This is a genomic window from Mucilaginibacter sp. P4_A11 (genome assembly GCF_056402535.1).
The window spans coordinates 187,830-206,586 of the sequence record NZ_JBFUHE010000011.1 but is presented as its reverse complement, the minus strand read 5'-3'; the positions used below and the strand labels follow the sequence as shown (position 1 = coordinate 206,586).

Genomic DNA, 18,757 nt, shown 5'->3' with positions numbered 1-18,757 from the left:
ATGAAAAAACTATTACCTTATTTCTTACTGTCGTTGTTTCCGGCGGTTTCTTTTGGGCAGGCGAAAAACTACAAGGCCCTGGCCGATACTGCTTTTAAGAAGCATGAATATTATACTGCTGCTTTTTATTACAAGCACATTATTGATGGTACTTCCGCTGAGTCAAAAAACAGCGTGCCTGTTTCTCCGGTTAGAAAAAGCAGCTCAAAAAAGGAAGCTACCAATCAATATATAACTTATCGCCTTGCCGAATCATACAGGTTATATAAGGATTATACCGATGCTACCATCTGGTATGCCAAAATGAGTAACGATGGATCGGTAGAGAAATACCCTTTAACTCCGCTCTGGTATGGCATCTGCTTACAGGCTAATGGTAATTATGACGACGCCCTTGTTCAGTTAAAACAGTTTGCTGGTAGTAACCCTGACGCTAAATATGCCGTATTTGCCAATAAGGAAATTGCTTCCTGCGAGTATGCGTTGAAGCAACTGGAACATCCGCGTGCAGTTGATGTATCACCTCTGGTGTTTTTAAATAAAGACCAGGGCGATTATGCCCTTACAGTAAACCTGGGCAGGTATTGGTTTACCTCGTCACGTATGGTTGATAAGGATAAGTTTTTTACTAACAGGATCTACAGTTCAGCTATACTTGATTCAACAAAAGTACTTGCTACCAATTTCAACGTGTTTGATAAAGAAGGGCAAATTGAATACGCCACGCCTTCTCTTGATGCTACCGGTACCAAAATGTACCTAACCCGCTGGTATAAAAAAGATGGGAAAACGGTATCGGCCATTTATTTTAGTCAACTGGTAAGCAGTGTATGGCAACAGCCGGTAAGGTTAAACAATACCGTTAATGCCGAAGGTTATAATTCCAAACATCCTTTCATCAGTGCCGATGGCAGGCGGCTGTTTTTCTCATCAGACAGGCCGGGCGGTGAAGGTGGCGATGACATTTGGGAAAGTACCCTTGACGATGCCGGACAGCCGAAAACGGTAAGCAATCTGGGCGATGTAGTAAATACCCCTTATGATGAACAGTCGCCGTTTTATGACGTAGCCAATAAGGCCTTGTTTTTTAGCTCGACAGGCTTTACCGGCATGGGCGGTCTGGATGTTTACCGCAGCGACGGTGATTTCGGGCACTGGTCGGCCCCGGTTAACCTGGGTTACCCTGTCAATTCATCTAAAGACGATCTGTATTATAGCCTTGATCCAACCAATGCTAATAAATTTTACCTAAGCTCGGCCCGTGGCTCCGATTGTTGTTTAAGCCTGTTCACCGGGCAATATAAATTCTTATATATCAGCGGTCGTATCATTGATTGTCACACTAACAGCGGTATGGCCGGTGCAAGGGTGATCCTTAAAGATCCGAATGTAAAAATGGGTTTGGTTGCTAAGGTTACAGATGAGAAAGGCGATTATGTTTTCCAGGTAAAAGAAAAGCTACCAAGCTATAAGCTGGAGATCTCGCAAAAAGGATACTTTACTAAAGTTATTCCTGCGCCAATAGTAAAGCCGGGTATTGATACGCTCATTAATCCCGAAATTTGTTTGCAGAATTATAAGGTTAATGTTCAGATCGTAATTGAAAATATTTATTTCGATTTTGGTAATGCACACCTCAGATCCGAATCGTATGATACACTGGATAAGCTGGTTGCCATTATGACCGATAACCCTAAAATAAAGATCGAACTTGGCTCTCATACCGATGGAATAGGCACCGATGCAGGGAACCTGAAATTGTCGCAGGCACGTGCCGAAACTTGTGTTGATTACCTGTTGTTAAAGGGGATTAAATCATCACGGATTACCGCCAAAGGCTACGGAAAACGAATGCCTATTGCTCCTAACAAATTACCAAACGGTAAGGATAACCCAGCGGGCAGGCAGCTTAACCGCCGCACCACATTCACAGTAAAATCGGCAGGATAAAAACAAATTGTTTTATTTGTTTGCAATAGCAAGGTTATGATATAATTTTGTCTTCACAATTAAATGCCCTGCACATGCAGGGCATTTAATTTCAATACCCTATCTGCTGAAGTCATACCATGCAAAATCTTGCCCCGATAGCCCTTTTTGTTTATAACCGGCCCGACCATACCCGCCGTACTATCAGTTATTTGCAGCAAAATTTACTGGCCGATGAGTCACGCCTGTTTATTTTTTGTGATGCAGCCAAAGCTGATACTGATAAAGCGAAGGTTGAACAGGTAAGACAGGTGGCACAGGAGGTAAGCGGTTTTAAATCGGTAAAAGTTATTTTGCGTAATCATAACCTTGGTTTAGCCGAGTCTATCATCAGCGGGGTAACGCAGTTGGTTTATGAGTATGGAAAAGTGATCGTATTTGAGGATGACTTATTATCCTCTCCGCATACCTTACAGTATTTCAACGATGCCCTGACAAAGTATGCAAATCACGAGCAGGTAATGCATATAGGCGCCTACATGTATAACCTGCCAGATAAAACCCTGCCCGAAACTTTCTTTTACCGCGCGGCCACCAGCTGGGGCTGGGCAACCTGGGCCCGTGCATGGAAAAACTTTGAGCCCGATGTAGATACGCTGATCAACCAGTTTGATACGCTGAAAATAGCCCGGTTTTCGATAGAGGGTAAAATGAATTTTTGGAAACAGATTGAACAGTTTAAGGCTGGTAAAAATAATTCATGGGCTATTCGCTGGTATGCCTCTATCTTTTTAAAGAACGGGTTAACATTAAATCCATCACAATCGCTTATTCAAAACATAGGGCATGATGGTACGGGTGTGCACTCCAACAACGAAGATATTTATCACGTGCAAATGGCACGTAAACAGGTAACACAATTTCCGGATGTAATACAGGAAAATGAGCAGGCTTATAAGGCTATCAAGCATTTCCTGGCTAACAGGAAGGGGACCTTGTTGCAACGGGTTAGGCGGTTTGTGAAGCAGCAGATGGGAAGGTGATGTTTCTTAACCCGGGAAGCAGAATTTCCCCATCAACACAGCCGGATTAGTTCCGATCCTGATCGGTTCGCCGCATAAAGCCTCATTGCCTAACAGGGCAAATAATATCGCTTCCTTGGCATCGGGGTTAATTCCCAGCGAACTGCTATCTCCAATCAAGGCTGTTGGCAATAATTTTTTTAATTCGCCGATTACGAATGGATTTCTCGCTCCCCCGCCGCTGGTGAAAATTTTAACATCATCGCCGGAGATATTTTCCTTAATAAAGCCTGCTATAGATGCTGCAGTGAATGCACTCAAGGTACAAATAAGGTCTTCTTTACTAATTTGCCCGGTACACGATTGCTGCTGCGCTACATCAACGATGTTGAGGTTGAATAATTCTGGTCCGGTAGTTTTAGGGGCTTTTTCTTTAAAAAACGGATGGGCGAGGAGCGCTGTCAACAGATCCTCATTAATTTTTCCACTAAAAGCTATAGCCGAGTCCTCATCGTAAGGCTTATTAAAATATTTACGGCTGGTGGCATCAATTAGGGTATTGCCAGGACCGATATCTGTGCAAAGTACCCGGTTAAAATTGCTGTCGCCCGGCAGCCAGGTTAAATTGGCGATACCTCCGATGTTTAATAGTACCCGGTTTTCGCCGGTTTTGTTACCCAGTAACACATCTCCATATAAGGCCAGCGGAGCGCCCTCGCCTCCGGCGGCAATATGTTTCTGCCTGAAATCGCTGATGGTTAATATGCCGGTTTTTACGGCGATATGATCGCCGTCGCCAATTTGCAGGGTGGCATTAAGATAGTTTTGATGTTGATGCAGTCGCTGTGGCGCATGGTAAATAGTTTGACCATGACTGGCAATGAAATCAACATCTTTCGGACTTATCTCCCATTGCTCAAGAGCCTCCAATATCAGTTCAGCATGATAGGTGCCGATATAAGCGTTGAGCAAAGTAACTTTTTCAAGATCGGCGTTACGCTTTGCAAATACCTGCTGAACTTCCTGCTTAAAATCATCGGGATAGGGAATTGTAATAAATTGAACCAGCTCAAAATGGCTACTTAAACCATTGCCCATAAATCTGCATAGCGCAATATCAAGCCCGTCCAAAGAGGTCCCCGACATTAGGCCGATGCCCATTTTTGATTGTTTTTGGGCGATGCAGAACAGGTGCTGTAGGTTTTGGTTCAATGGTATCATAGGCTTAAATTACTATTTGTGTAGCGGTTGGCAAAAGTTAAAATTATAGCTGCGCTATGTAAATATCTGATATATTTGTTTTGGACAACTAACCTCATTTACATTTCCTAATATTCATGGCACGATTAAATTTATTGGAAGAGACGCGTTACGAGAAGTTACCAGTAAGCGTATACAGCAACCAGCACGAAGCCTCGGTGGCGGTGGCGAACCGGATAGCAGATCTGATCCGCGCAAAACAAKCMAAAGGCGAAAAAGCRGTATTRGGCCTYGCTACAGGCGTRACCCCTATYGGSGTRTATGCCGAACTGGTAMGGCARYACAAAGAAGSAGGMTTGAGCTTTAAAAATGTGATCACTTTCAACCTGGATGAGTACTACCCRATGAAACCCACAGCAGCACAAAGCTATGTGACCTTCATGTATGAAAACCTTTTCAGTCATATCGATATAGAAAAAGCCAATGTGCACATCCCTGATGGCACGCTGGATAAAGATGCGGTAGCAGGATACTGCCTGGCCTACGAAAAACAGATTGAAGAACTTGGCGGATTAGACCTTCAGATCCTGGGTATTGGTCGTACAGGCCACATCGGCTTCAACGAGCCGGGCTCGGCGCCCAACTCGGGAACAAGATTGGTAACCCTGGATGACCTGACAAGAAGCGATGCTTCAAGGGATTTTGGTGGGAAAGCGAATGTGCCAACGAAAGCGATCACGATGGGGATCGGCACGATCTTCAAGGCAAGGGAAATTATCCTGATGGCCTGGAGCAAAAAGAAAGCACCGATCATTAAGAAAGCAGTAGAAGGGGAGATCTCAGGTGACGTACCTGCAACCTACCTGCAACTGTCACAACATGTGGAGTTTGTACTTGATGAAGCAGCAGCCTCAGAACTGACAAGGTTTGACACCCCATGGTTGGTTAAAGACTGTGTATGGGACAATACCATGAAAAAGAAAGCCGTGATCTGGCTTGCAAGCGAAATTAACAAACCTGTACTGAAACTAACAGAAGAAGATTACAATAACCACGGCATGGCGCAACTGGCGGTAGAGCAGGGGCCGGTATATAATATCAACATTGATATTTTCAACCAGATCCAGCATACCATCACCGGCTGGCCGGGCGGCAAACCCGATGCGGATGATTCGCAAAGACCGGAAAGGGCACAGCCGGCTAAAAAACGCTCCATCATCTTTTCACCACACCCTGATGATGACGTGATCTCGATGGGCGGAACATTCATCAGATTAGTGGATCAGGGCCATGATGTACACGTAGCCTACCAAACCTCGGGCAATACCGCGGTATGGGATGACGATGTACTGCGTTACATGGAATTCGCGATAGACTTTACCAATAGCATCGGCGAAGACACCGCACACCTGAAACAGTCATATGAAGATATGCGTGCGTTCTTCCCGAACAAACAACCGAACGAGATTGATACCCAGGAGATCCGTAACGTAAAAGGCTTCATCAGGAAAACAGAAGCGATCTCCGGCGCAAGATATGCAGGCTTACAGGACGATCATATCCACTTTATGGCCTTGCCTTTTTACGAAACAGGTAAGATCAAAAAAAATTCGGTAGGCGAGGAAGATGTGCTGTTAACAATCGAACTGCTCCAAAAAGTAAAACCACAGCAGATCTTCGCAGCAGGAGATTTTGCCGACCCTAACGGTACGCATTTGGTATGCTTCAAGATCATCCTGGCAGCACTGGACAGATTGAAAGGCAAAGAGGCCTGGGTAGAAGATTGCTGGTTGTGGATGTACCGTGGTGCATGGCATGAATTTGAAACTCATGAAATAGAGATGGCGGTACCATTATCACCACAGGAGGTGATCCGCAAACGTAACGCTATCTTCAAGCACCAGTCGCAGAAAGACAGGCCGGTATTCCCGGGCGATGATGCAAGGGAGTTCTGGGTACGTGCCGAAGACCGTACCCGCGATACTGCCCAACGCTATGACCGCCTTGGCCTTGCCGAATATGAGGCTATGGAAGCTTTTAAGCGATACATATTTTAATGAATTTGCATCCCGTCGCCCGTGTCCTCACGGGCGACGGGATAATGCCCGTGAGGACGCGGGCAATGGGAAAAGATAAAAGAAAAGAGCGAGAGCCCTGTATGATTCCATCCCCCGGGAGGGTGTAGGGAGGGATTTCATCAGCCAGTGCATTTTTTTTTGCGATAGCGTATAAACCCCTCCTTGCCACTTCGCATCCCAACGCACCCCTCCCGAGAGTATTTCTTTAATAATTACTATGACCTCAACCGTAATCGAAAAACCAAAACGTCTTCTTTCATTAGATGTATTCCGCGGAATCACCATTGCCATGATGATCCTGGTAAATGATCCCGGAGATTGGGGGCACATCTACGCGCCATTGGAACATTCCAAATGGAACGGCTGTACACCTACCGACCTGGTTTTTCCTTTCTTTTTGTTTATGGTTGGCGTATCGGTTATATATGCCATGGAAAGTAAAAAGGATACCGTATCGCACAGCAAACTCATTCTGAAAGCGCTGTACCGTACTGTGATCCTGCTGCTGATCCCCTGGATAACTCAATTCATCTTTCACCCGGATGGTGGATTGGCCCATTTGCGCCTGCCGGGTGTGCTGCCGCGTATAGCTCTGGTATATTTTATCAGCACTCTACTTTATCTCAAAACGTCACAAAAAACACGCGACTGGATCTTTGCCGGCGCACTTATCGGGTATTTCATTATCATGACCTTTATCCCTGTACCGGGCGTCGGTTATGCCAACCTTGAGCCCGAAACCAACATGGGGGCCTGGATAGACAGACTGATATTTACACCAGATCATCTCTGGCGCGAATCGCACACCTGGGACCCGGAAGGTTTGCTGGGTACCATTCCTGCGGTAGCAACCGCTTTGTTTGGGATAAGGGTTGGCAGCTGGCTCAAACGTAAAGACCGAGATGACCAGGTAAAAACGAACTGGATGTTTACTTTCGGAATAATTGCAGTTGTAGCTGGCCTGTTCTGGGATCTCTTTTTTCCAGTTAACAAAGCCTTGTGGACAAGCTCGTTTGTATTGTATACTGGCGGCCTGGCAACCATTGCACTGGCGTTAAGTTACTGGCTTATTGATATACAAGGGTACAAACGCTTTACTTATCCATTTGTGGTATTTGGTACCAATGCTATTACAGCCTATGTATTGTCCGGTTTTATCCCGCATTATATGGGGATGATCAAAATCCATGGCTTATCTATTTATCAAACATTGTTTGCGCCTTATTTTTCGCCAGTAAATGCTTCGCTGGTAAGCGCTATATTTACAGTACTCATTTTATGGGTAGTGATGTGGATCTTCTACATCAAAAAGATCTTTATCAAAATTTAGTATGAACCTCAAACTTAAACTTATCGCACTTACAGGTGTAATCCTGTTTTCTTTTTCAAGCTTAAAAGCGCAAAATACAGATCAAGCTATTACCCCGTCACATTTAAAGGCCGCAGAGCAATTGTTGATTTCTATTGGTATAGATAAACAATTTGGCGGAATGATGGATAATATCATTAGCTCTTCAAGTAATCAAATTCCTGCGGAGCAGCGTACCAAATTCATTGATGTAATGAAAACCTTTATGAACAAATACTTTACCTGGGATTTGCTTAAAGATAAAATGGCGGCTATTTATGCTGAAGAATTTACTGAAGATGAGCTTAATCAGATTTCAGTTTTTTATAGCTCACCGATAGGGCAAAAAGTAAGCTCAAAATTGCCTGCATTGATGCAAAGGGGGATGATGGTTGGCCAGAATGCGGTTGCCGAACATAAAGATGAGTTAACGCAAATGATGCAGGATGCTTTTGGCACTTCTAATCAGGCTCCGGCCAATCAGCAGCCGGCTAAAAAGCCGGCCTCAAAAGCAGCTACAAAACATTAATTTTCACAACTATACTTTGTAACTAAGATTTTCGTTTTGCATCTTAGTGCCCTGATTATTCAAACTTTATAATGAACCTGAACAAATACGTTCCATTGGCCTTATTGGCTTTAACCCTTTCGGGGGGTAGTGCTTATGCACAAGTTAAAAAGAAACCCGTTCCTTCACCTAAAAATAAGCCCGGAGCTCCGGCAATCGCTCCTAAAAGTGATGTTTTACCGGTTGATCAAAGTGTGATCATAGGCAAGCTACCAAACGGTTTAACTTATTATATCCGTGCTAATGCCGAGCCTAAAAGCAGGGCTGAGCTTTATTTGGTTAACAAAGCCGGGTCGGTTTTGGAAAACGAAGATCAGCAGGGTTTAGCTCACTTTACCGAGCACATGGCATTTAACGGTACCCGCGATTTTCCAAAAAATCAGATGGTAGATTATCTGCAAAAAGCAGGGGTGAAATTTGGCGCCGATTTGAACGCTTACACCTCATTTAATGAAACCGTATTTCAGCTGCCTTTGCCAACCGATACAGCAAGCGTATTTGAAAAAGGATTTAACATACTGGCTAACTGGGCCGGCTATGTAAGCTTTGATCCTGCCGAAATTGATAAAGAGCGTGGTGTTGTTTTGGAAGAGGAGCGCCTGCGCGGTAAAAACGCACAGGAACGTATGCAACAGCAAACATTACCTGTACTGCTTAATAACTCGAGATATGCGCTTCGTTTGCCTATTGGTAAAGAGGATATCCTGAAAAACTTTAAGCCCGAAACTATCAAAGCTTTTTACCAGGATTGGTATCGCCCAGATTTGCAGGCTGTGATTGCCGTTGGCGATTTCGACCCGAAACGTGTTGAGGCGCTTATCAAACAAAATTTTTCGCAGCTTAAAAACCCGGTTGCTGAAAAGCCAAGGACAAAATATTCTGTACCGGCTACACCGGGTACCGCGGTTAAAATTGTAACCGATCCGGAGTATCCTTACACTATAGCGCAGATCATTGTAAAACATTCCGGTACGGTTACCAAAACTACCGGTGATTACATGCAACAGGTAAGGGTGCAGTTATTTAACCAGATGCTTAACTCGCGTTTGAATGAGTTATTACAAAAACCTAATCCGCCGTTTTTATATGGTCGTACCAGCTACGGGAATTTTATAGGCGATCAGGATGCTTATACTTCATTGGTTGTTGCTAAACCCGGCGAACTTGAAAAGGCGGTTAAAGCTGTAGTGGCCGAATCAGAACGTGCCCGCAAATTTGGCTTTACCCTTACCGAACTGGAACGTGCCAAGCAGGACGCGTTGGTAGGCATCGGTAACGCTTACCGCGAAAGGAATAAAACCCCATCGGCAAATTTTGTACGTGAATACCAGGCCAACTTTTTAACCGGCGAGGCTATTCCGGGCATCGATTTTGAATACAATTTTTATATAGGCAATATCTATAAAGTTAGCCTGACCGATATGAATGCGATGGCTGGTAAATTTATCAGCGATCAAAACCGCGTAGTGGTAGTACAGGCACCGGATAAAGAAAAAGCCAACCTGCCCGATGAAAAAACATTGCTTAACTGGATTGCCACAGGCGGTCAAAATGTTACCGCCTATATTGACAATGTATCGAGTGACCCTCTATTGGCCAAAGTTCCTGAAGGTTCTAAAGTAGCCAAACAGGATACAGATGAAGCCATCGGCACAACTGTACTTACGCTGGGTAACGGCTTAAAAGTAATATTAAAACCAACAGATTATCGTAACGATCAGATCCTGATAAACGGGTACGCCTTTGGCGGTACATCGCTGGCAAGTGATGATGATTTTACATCGGCAAACCTGGCTTCATCTATCATTAGCGGTAGCGGTATAGCTCAGTTTAACCAGGGGATGCTTGATAAAAAGCTGGCCGGCAAAAACCTGAGCATTTCGCCCTATATCAGCGAGTTTGCACAGGGCATTTCTGGAAACACCTCGCCTGCCGATTTTGAAACTGCACTGCAATTGATTTACCTGTACTTTACCCAACCCCGTAAAGACAAGGATATCTGGGATGCCAATATGGAGCAGACCAGGGCCGTGCTTGCAAACCGCGGCCTTGATCCGGGGAGTGTTTACCAGGATACGGTGTCGGCTGTGTTAAGTAACTATAATTTCCGCGGTATGGTTACAACTATTCCAAGACTAAACGCTGCAACGTTTGATAAGGCCTACGATTTTTACAAAAAACGTTTTGCTGATGCCAGTGCTTTTACCTTTACCCTGGTAGGTAATTTCGATGTAGAAACAGTGAAGCCATATCTTGAGCATTATCTTGGCGGCCTGCCATCAACCAACAGTAAGGAAACCTATAAAAATATGTTTATCCAGCCACCTGCCGGTGTGATCAGCAAAACGGTAAATAAAGGTGTTGGGGATAAAAGCACTGTTCAATTGGTTTTTAGCGGCGATTACGATTACAACGACATTAATAACATACAAGTTGATGCACTGGAAGAAGTGCTGAACATAAAGTTAATCGAGCGTTTACGCGAGCAGGAAAGCGGTGTTTATGCTCCGGGAGTAAGGGCAAGTTATCACAAAATCCCAGGCGGGCGTTATACTTTTACTATTTCCTTTGGTTGTGCGCCCGAAAATGTGGATAAGCTGGTTAACGCCACTATGGAAGAAATTGGTAAAATAAAACAGACTGGTGCCTTACCGGCGGATATTCAGAAATTTGTTGCCGAAGAAGCCCGTTCAACCCAGCAGCAGCTTAAGCAAAATGTTTTTTGGGCAGGATACCTTGCTTCCACATCGCAAAACGGTGAAAATCCGGATCAGATCCTGAAGCATGTAAACAGCCTTGAACAAATAACTACTCAAAGCACTAAAGATGCCGCCAATAAATACCTGAGCGGTAAAAATCTGGTTAAACTGATCTTGATGCCTGAGAAGAAGTAAGGTGTTAATGATAAATAAAGAAGGCCTTTCCGATTCGGGAAGGCTTTCTTTGTTTTACCCATGACACGTTTGAAAACGGCTGTCATGCTGAGCTTGTCGAAGCATGGTGGGTAGGCCTTTACGCACGAGTCTTCGACAGGCTCAGACTGACCAGCCCTCTTTTGTCATTTCACCTTCGGAGTTAGCCGAATTTAAACACTCATGACAAACGGTATTTACCTCAATGCATATTCAAATAAGCCGATGCCGTATCATTAACTTTATGCACCACCACACCAATGCACTTGCTGCTGCCATCTATCTCAAAAGAGATCCCCTTTGCCAAATCAGTGTAAACCTGTACTTTGCCGGTCTTATTGGTATAGCTGCTTGTCGGTTTTAAGGTATAAATCTTTCGGATTTCTTGTTTGGTTGAACCCACGCCTATATCATCATTAGTTTTAAATTGCGGTGATGTTACCAGGATCTTTTGCACATAGCTCACCGATTCATCCTTTCCGCCCATGTTATGGTGTGAAAACACCGCAGTTCGATTACCCGCAGGATTGTGATCGGCAAACCAAACCATTAACGAACTGCCCATAGCTGCGTCCGAACTATCGGGTTTGCCCAATCCCTTGATTACATGTTGAACATCATCGTTTAAAACAATGTGCCCTATGCTTTTGCCGGGAGTGATAATCCAATCGGATTGCGAAGTATTGGTCGTGCCGGTATCCGACGCCATAGTATGGTGAGTAGTGGTGTCGTTTTTGTCTGCGATATGCTGCCCTGTAGTATCTTTGGGTACTTTGTTGGTATCGGCCAGAGTTGTTTCTTTTTTGGAGTTATTTCCACAGGCCAAAAGACAGATGGCTATGGAAACGATGATTAAGCTATTTCTGATCATATAAGTATAACCAATTTAATAGTTATTTTGTTGGCTCGGTTATGCAAGCTATAACCAAACAGCAAAAATTTTGTTAAAGGAATAATGACAAGCAAAGGCCAACAGGTTATACAGCAATGGTACAGGGAAAAAGACTGGGAACAGTTCCCTTTCCAGGCCGAAATGATGGACGCATATCTTGGCGGCTATTCGGGCTTGTTGAATGCCCCTACCGGCAGTGGTAAAACTTTTGCTTTGTTCCTGCCTTTTTTGGCCGGATTTATTAACGCACATCCCGACACTTATAAAACCAAACAAAATAATGGCCTGCTGATGCTTTGGATAACGCCATTACGGGCGCTTACCAATGATATCCGCAAAGCCATGCAGGAAGCTTGTGACGAAATTGGCCTGCCATGGCGTATAGCTACCCGTACCGGCGATACCTCTGCGGCAGAAAAAGCTGCCCTCAAAAGAAAGCTGCCCGAAGTTCTGCTCACAACTCCAGAAAGCCTGCACCTCATGCTGGCCCAAAAAGAATATCCCAAATTGTTTAACCAGTTGCAGGTAGTAGTAATTGATGAATGGCATGAGTTGCTGGGTACTAAAAGAGGAGTGCAGGTTGAGTTAGGTTTGTCCCGGCTTCGGGCCCTTGCTTCAGTTAACAGTTTGCAGTTTGCAGAAAGTGATGGCGGTTCAAAGGAGAATGCGAATGAAAACAAAAACCGCCAACTGCAAACTCAAAACTGCCAACTGCGGATCTGGGGTATTTCAGCAACCATCGGCAATCTTGAACAAGCTGCCGAAGTTTTATTAGGCAATGATTTTCCGCAGCACCAGGTAAAAATGGTACGGGCCAATCTGGAGAAGAAGCTGGATATCCGGTCTATCATTCCGCAAAACATTGAGAATTATTCCTGGGCCGGGCATATTGGCTTAAAGCTGCTGCCTGAAGTGATGGAGATTGTTGCCAAAAGTAAAACCACGCTGATATTTACCAATACCCGGTCACAGTCGGAGATCTGGTACCATGCTATTTTAGATAATTATCCCGAATATGCCGGGATCATGGCCATGCACCATGGTTCGCTGGATAATGAGTTGCGCAACTGGGTGGAAGCTGCTTTACATGCCGAGGCGTTGAAGCTGGTGGTGTGTACCTCAAGCCTGGATCTTGGGGTAGATTTCCGGCCGGTAGATACCGTGGTGCAGGTTGGCAGCCCAAAAGGTGTTGCCCGTTTTATGCAGCGTGCCGGACGAAGCGGCCACTCTCCCGGTGCGGTATCCCGGGCTTATTTTGTGCCTACGCACTCGCTTGAATTGTTAGAAGGAGCTGCTTTGAAGGAGGCGATCAAAGACAAGATCTTCGAAAGTCGCGACCCCATGCTGCTTACCATGGATGTGTTGATCCAGTATATGGTGACGCTGGCTGTATCAGATGGTTTCCGTGCCGAAGAGCTGTTTGATGAAGTTAAAACCACTTATGCTTTCGCCGATCTGAGCCGGAACGAGTTTGGTCAGCTGCTCGATTTTATCACCAGTGGAGGTAAAACGCTTGCGCAGTATGACGAGTTTTTGAAGGTTGAGGTAGAAAATGGCCTGTATAAAGTGAACAGTCGCCGGGTGGCCATGCGACATAGGTTAAGTATCGGTACCATCACCAGCGAATTAAGCATCCGGGTAAAATGGCTGAGCGGCGGCAGTCTGGGTACTATCGAGGAGTCGTTTGTATCCAAACTAAAGCCCGGTAATACCTTTTGGTTTGCGGGCCGCAGTTTGGAGTTTGTGCGGGTAAAGGAGATGACAGCCTACGTTAAAAAATCAAACTCAACCAAGGGCATTATACCAAGCTGGAATGGCGGGCGAATGCCCTTGTCATCACAACTGGCAGCTGTATTCAGGCTTAAGCTGGATGAAGTAGCGCATGGTATCGAAAAAGATATAGAGGTTAAGGCCTTGAAGCCGCTTTTTGATTTACAGCAACAATTATCGCACCTGCCCCAAAGTCATGAGTTTTTGATCGAGTCGTTTAAATCGAAGGAGGGGCATCACCTGTTGTTTTATCCGTTTGAAGGGCGGTTAGTGCACGAGGGTATGGCATCGCTGCTGGCCTATCGCATCAGTAAAATAAAACCTGCCAGTTTCTCCATCGCCATGAATGATTATGGTTTTGAACTGCTTACCGATGAGGATATCCCCATTGAACAAGCGCTGGAAGATGCAGGCTTTTTTTCGATAGATAACCTGATAGATGATATCCAACATAGCCTGAATGCAAATGAAATGGCCCGCCGTCGTTTCAGGGATATTGCCCATATCGGAGGGTTGGTGTTCACCGGCTACCCAGGACAACAAGTTAAGAACAAACATTTGCAGGCATCAACATCATTGCTGTTTGAGGTTTTCAGCGAGTACGAGCCCGATAACTTACTGGTGCGGCAGGCCTATAACGAGGCGCTGGCTTTTCAACTGGAGGAGTTTCGGCTTCGGGCCGCTTTGCAACGGATCCAAAAACAAAACATCATTTTAAAAGTAATAGAACGCCCAACGCCTTTTGCCTTCCCGATCATGGTTGATAGTCTCGGCCGTGAAAAATTAACTACTGAAACCATGGAAGAACGTATAGCCAAAATGGCCCGCAGTTACGGCGCCGAAGGAGTTCCCGAACCTGCGGAAAGGAAAACAAGGAAACCTGGGATCACGAGGAAGAAGGGGTTTTAAATCGTTGAAAAGATAAAAAATGTCATGCTGAACTTGTTTCAGCATCTAAGTCTGCGTTGTGCAAAACCACGGTAAAATATGCCCCGGAACCTATCCTGTGGGATCCCGAAATAAATTCGGGATGACGGAGATAACTAACAAACATGTTACCTCTTAGCCATTAAACCTGCACCTCTTTTTTTACTCATAAGAATAAATAATATCCTTATGAAAACCTTAAAACTCCGTTACTTAATCATTGCATTTGTTCTTTTCCTTACCTCATGTGCCGTCCCCGCAGCGGTTTATTTAGGCGATACCTATCCTGTAACGAATAACATTGATGTTTACTATGATGCCAGAGATGTTAAGCAGGATTACAAGGTAATAGGCCACCTGGCTATCGCTTATACTGAAGACTCGGCAGTGGCTAAGAAACTACTTTCTGATAAAGCTAAAGCGCAGGGAGCCAACGGCATCATTATTTTCCAGGTAGAGGGCAATAATGCCAATGCTACCATCAGGGCTGATGCGATTAAGTATGGGAAATAAGCCTCCTCTAAATCTCCCCCGGTTGGGGAGACTTTTTTAGTCCTTCTCATCCGGAGATGGGTTGGAGTGAGGCTCTTTTTTACTTAGCTGTCCGTAGACTCTGTCTACGGATTTTTTATGCCTGTAGTTTGTAACTACAGTAATAGGCATATTTTTTACCTTTGCCCCTATGGAAACCATCACCTGGCATGATTTTGAAAAAGTAGAACTCCGTGTAGGCACGGTATTGGAGGCCGCTGATTTCCCTGAAGCCCGCAAACCGGCCTTTAAAGTAAGGGTTGATTTCGGTGAGTTCGGCATCAGGTGGTCGAGCGCACAAATCACCAAACACTACACTAAAGAAGAATTGGTTGGCAGGCAGATAGTAGGGGTAGTTAACTTTCCTAAAAAGCAGATCGCCAATTTTATGTCGGAATTTCTGGTTACAGGCTTTGCCGACGAGAATGGAGATATCGTATTAACCGCTGTCGAAAAACCTGTGCCAAACGGTAGCAAACTTATTTAAATGAGATACATCAGTTTTGAAGATGAGGCCGCTATATCGCCCGATGAGTATTTTATGGGTGAGGCATTAAAAGAAGCCCGTTATGCATTGGAGGAAGACGAGATCCCGATTGGGGCAATCGTGGTTTACAACGGTCGCATTATAGGAAAAGGGCACAATCTTACCGAACGGCTTAACGACGTATCGGCCCATGCAGAAATGCAGGCGCTTACTGCAGCTGCTAACTTAATTGGAGGCAAATATTTACAGGGCTGTACGCTATACGTTACTATGGAGCCGTGTGTTATGTGCGCCGGGGCATCGTACTGGTTCCAGGTAAGCAAGATCGTATTTGGGGCTTATGACAACAAGTTAGGCTTCGGGCGCATTAATCAAAAAATAACGCATCCCAAAACAGTGATCACCGGAGGTATCCGCGAAGCCGAATGTAGTCAGCTGGTGAAGGATTTTTTTAAAGAAAAGAGGAAAAAGTAGGATGTCTGAATCATAATTTACAGGATTTAAGAATTTACAGAATTTGAATTGGTCTAATAACAAGCATCCTGCTAATTCTTAAATTCTGAAAATCCTGATCAAAAACATGACAATTATTTAGAACAAATACCTCTATCAACGCTTATATTTGTTACGTCACAACAAACAGTAAACTTTAAAATTAACAACTAAAATTATGGCATTTACACTACCGGCGTTATCCTACGCTACTGATGCTCTGGAACCGCACATTGATAAACTGACCATGGAAATTCACCATGGCAAACACCACCAGGCTTATGTTACTAACTTAAACAAAGCTTTGGAAGGTAAGCCGGAAGCCGATAGCAATATCGACGATATCATCAAAAATATCTCTAAATTCCCTGCTGCTGTACGTAACAATGGCGGTGGTCACTACAACCATACTTTATTCTGGACATTGTTGTCACCAAACGGTGGCGGCGAGCCTACAGGTGCTTTGGCTGATGCTATCAAGAGCACTTTCGGTTCATTTGCCGATTTCAAAACCAAAGTATCTGAAGCAGGTGCTACCCGTTTTGGTTCAGGTTGGGCATGGTTAATTGTTACTGCCGATAAAAAATTAGCTGTAACTTCAACCCCAAACCAGGACAATCCATTAATGGATATTGCTGAAGTTAAAGGTACCCCAATTTTAGGTATCGACGTTTGGGAGCACGCTTACTACCTGAAATATCAAAACCGTCGTCCTGATTACTTAGCGGCTATCTGGAATGTAATTAACTGGAACCACGTTGCTGAGCTTTACGCAAAAGCAACTGCTTAATATTTTTAAGTATATAATTAAAGCGGCAGGGTCTGATGATCCTGCCGCTTTTTTATTAAATCTCGCCGTCATTGCGAGATACGAAGCAATCCCAAACTGTACAGAGAAACCTGCATAACTGCTCTGCCAATCGGGGATTGCTTCGTGCCTCGCAATGACGTGATGAAGAAAAAGGGCTTTTTGTTGGCGTCCGTGGGGACACGGACGCGGGGATTATTCCTTCCCTTGATCAATGTCTCCACGGATCGTCGCAATTGATGTCCCCAATTCGTATATTTTACCTCCCAATTATATCCCCATACCATAGCTCTTAAATAATCTACTAACTTTGTGGACTTTTTTATATCATGATCAAAAAGCCCATAGAAACCCTGCTCCGCGAATCGAAGGAAGAAGGAGAACATTCATTGAAACGCTCGCTTGGACCGGTTAACCTTATTTTAATCGGGATAGGCATCATTATAGGGGCCGGTTTATTTTCACTAACCGGCATTGCTGCAGGTCAGCATTCAGGACCAGCGGTGACCATTTCCTTTTTAATAGCCGCCGTAGGTTGTGCCTTTGCAGCACTTTGTTATGCTGAATTTTCGGCCATGATCCCGGTTGCAGGTAGCGCTTATACTTACTCCTATGCTACCATGGGCGAACTTTTTGCCTGGATTATAGGCTGGGACCTCGCGCTTGAATATGCAGTAGGTGCGGCAACCGTGGCCATCAGCTGGTCGCAATATCTCACTAAATTTTTATCCTGGTTTGATCTGTATTTGCCTCCGCAGCTTACACTTTCGCCTTTTGAAACAGCAATGGCAGCCAATGGCGATGTGGTGCGCGGGATTATTAATTTACCTGCTGCTTTAATAGTGATTTTGGTTACCAGTATCATTATCCGTGGCACTAAAGGTTCGGCATTGATTAATGCCATTATTGTTTGTTTAAAAGTGGGGGTGGTGTTGGTATTTATAGCGGTGGGCTGGTCGTTCATTAACCCGCAAAATTATCACCCCTATATCCCGCAAAATACCGGCGTTTGGGGTGACTATGGTTGGTCGGGTGTATTGAGAGGCGCAGGACTTGTGTTTTTTGTATTTATCGGTTTTGATGCTGTATCAACTGCAGCACAGGAGGCCAAAAACCCGCAGCGTAATATGCCTATCGGGATCATTGGTTCGTTGCTCATCTGTACGGTATTATTCATTGTATTTGCCCACGTAATGACCGGTATGGCTAACTATAAAGAGTTTATAGGTTCGGGCGCACCGGTTGCCATCGCCATTGAAAAAACGCATTATCAGTGGCTGAGTAAAGCTATTGTGCTGGCGATATTAATTGGTTATACCTCGGTTATATTGGTTGATCTGCTGGGTCAGTCACGTGTGTTCTTTTCTATGTCGAAGGATGGCTTGCTGCCCAAAGTGTTTTCAGAGATCCACCCTAAATTTCGTACCCCCTGGAAATCGAATATCATGCTTTGCGCCTTTATCGCCCTGTTTGCTGCCTTTGTGCCGATCCGTGTGGTTGGCGAAATGACCAGCATTGGCACCCTGCTTGCTTTCGTTATGGTTTGCGCAGGCGTCCTTATTTTGCGCAAGCAACAGCCCAATATTCACCGTCCTTTTAAAACACCGCTTGTTCCGTTAGTGCCTATCCTGGGGATATTGACCTGTTTTGCCATGATGACATTTTTACCTGGCGATACCTGGTTGCGATTGATCATTTGGCTTGCAATTGGTTTGGTTATCTACTATACTTACGGTAAAAAGAACAGTGTTATCCGCAGAATGCTTGAGGATAAGCACCAGCGCTATTAATTA

General features: G+C 44.7%; 14 protein-coding genes. 12 read left to right on the top strand and 2 right to left on the bottom strand.

Annotated features, from left to right (window positions below; all coding sequences use genetic code 11):
* Both AC1DUD_RS21045 and AC1DUD_RS21040 read left to right on the top strand, forming a co-directional pair.
* Complete coding sequence (locus tag AC1DUD_RS21045; RefSeq protein WP_477377983.1) at positions 1-1,950, top strand: OmpA family protein; 1,950 nt, start codon at positions 1-3, stop codon at positions 1,948-1,950.
* Positions 1,951-2,069: 119 nt separating this feature from the next.
* The gene (locus tag AC1DUD_RS21040) at positions 2,070-2,972 is read left to right on the top strand and encodes a glycosyltransferase family A protein (RefSeq protein WP_477377981.1); all 903 of its coding nucleotides are present in this window, start codon (positions 2,070-2,072) and stop codon (positions 2,970-2,972) included.
* A 6-nt stretch (positions 2,973-2,978) separates the two neighbouring features.
* On the opposite strand, the gene AC1DUD_RS21035 is transcribed toward AC1DUD_RS21040, so the two are convergent.
* Complete coding sequence (locus AC1DUD_RS21035; protein WP_477377979.1) at positions 2,979-4,172, bottom strand: anhydro-N-acetylmuramic acid kinase; 1,194 nt, start codon at positions 4,170-4,172, stop codon at positions 2,979-2,981.
* A 116-nt stretch (positions 4,173-4,288) separates the two neighbouring features.
* On the opposite strand from AC1DUD_RS21035, the gene nagB reads away from it, so the two are divergent.
* The 4 genes from nagB (at position 4,289) to AC1DUD_RS21015 (ending at position 11,039) form a co-directional block, all read left to right on the top strand.
* A complete protein-coding gene (gene nagB, locus AC1DUD_RS21030) occupies positions 4,289-6,208 on the top strand; it encodes a glucosamine-6-phosphate deaminase (protein WP_477377977.1) in 1,920 nt (639 codons plus the stop codon).
* A gap of 238 nt (positions 6,209-6,446) precedes the next feature.
* Entirely contained in the window at positions 6,447-7,559 is a 1,113-nt protein-coding gene (locus AC1DUD_RS21025) for an acyltransferase family protein (RefSeq protein WP_477377975.1), read from the top strand.
* Position 7,560: 1 nt separating this feature from the next.
* Positions 7,561-8,106 (top strand): DUF2059 domain-containing protein, encoded by a 546-nt coding sequence (locus AC1DUD_RS21020; RefSeq protein WP_477377973.1) that lies wholly within the window; start codon positions 7,561-7,563, stop codon positions 8,104-8,106.
* Positions 8,107-8,177: 71 nt separating this feature from the next.
* Positions 8,178-11,039 (top strand): M16 family metallopeptidase, encoded by a 2,862-nt coding sequence (locus tag AC1DUD_RS21015; protein WP_477377971.1) that lies wholly within the window; start codon positions 8,178-8,180, stop codon positions 11,037-11,039.
* A 220-nt stretch (positions 11,040-11,259) separates the two neighbouring features.
* On the opposite strand, the gene AC1DUD_RS21010 is transcribed toward AC1DUD_RS21015, so the two are convergent.
* On the bottom strand, positions 11,260-11,928 hold the full coding sequence (locus AC1DUD_RS21010) for a hypothetical protein (RefSeq protein ID WP_477377969.1): 669 nt from the start codon (positions 11,926-11,928) through the stop codon (positions 11,260-11,262).
* A gap of 84 nt (positions 11,929-12,012) precedes the next feature.
* On the opposite strand from AC1DUD_RS21010, the gene AC1DUD_RS21005 reads away from it, so the two are divergent.
* The 6 genes from AC1DUD_RS21005 (at position 12,013) to AC1DUD_RS20980 (ending at position 18,754) form a co-directional block, all read left to right on the top strand.
* Positions 12,013-14,628: a ligase-associated DNA damage response DEXH box helicase gene (locus AC1DUD_RS21005; RefSeq protein ID WP_477377967.1), complete on the top strand. Its 2,616-nt coding sequence runs from the start codon at positions 12,013-12,015 to the stop codon at positions 14,626-14,628.
* A gap of 207 nt (positions 14,629-14,835) precedes the next feature.
* The gene (locus tag AC1DUD_RS21000) at positions 14,836-15,159 is read left to right on the top strand and encodes a hypothetical protein (RefSeq protein ID WP_477377965.1); all 324 of its coding nucleotides are present in this window, start codon (positions 14,836-14,838) and stop codon (positions 15,157-15,159) included.
* Between the two features lie 169 nt (positions 15,160-15,328).
* Positions 15,329-15,664, top strand: a complete 336-nt coding sequence (locus AC1DUD_RS20995) for a tRNA-binding protein (RefSeq protein ID WP_321556869.1) — start codon at positions 15,329-15,331, stop codon at positions 15,662-15,664.
* Entirely contained in the window at positions 15,665-16,138 is a 474-nt protein-coding gene (locus AC1DUD_RS20990; protein WP_477377962.1) for a nucleoside deaminase, read from the top strand.
* A gap of 196 nt (positions 16,139-16,334) precedes the next feature.
* Positions 16,335-16,946 carry a superoxide dismutase gene (locus tag AC1DUD_RS20985; protein ID WP_091220078.1) on the top strand — a complete coding sequence of 204 codons (612 nt, stop codon included), beginning with the start codon at positions 16,335-16,337 and terminating at the stop codon, positions 16,944-16,946.
* A 347-nt stretch (positions 16,947-17,293) separates the two neighbouring features.
* The gene (locus tag AC1DUD_RS20980; protein ID WP_477377959.1) at positions 17,294-18,754 is read left to right on the top strand and encodes an amino acid permease; all 1,461 of its coding nucleotides are present in this window, start codon (positions 17,294-17,296) and stop codon (positions 18,752-18,754) included.
* The last annotated feature ends 3 nt before the right edge of the window (positions 18,755-18,757 follow it).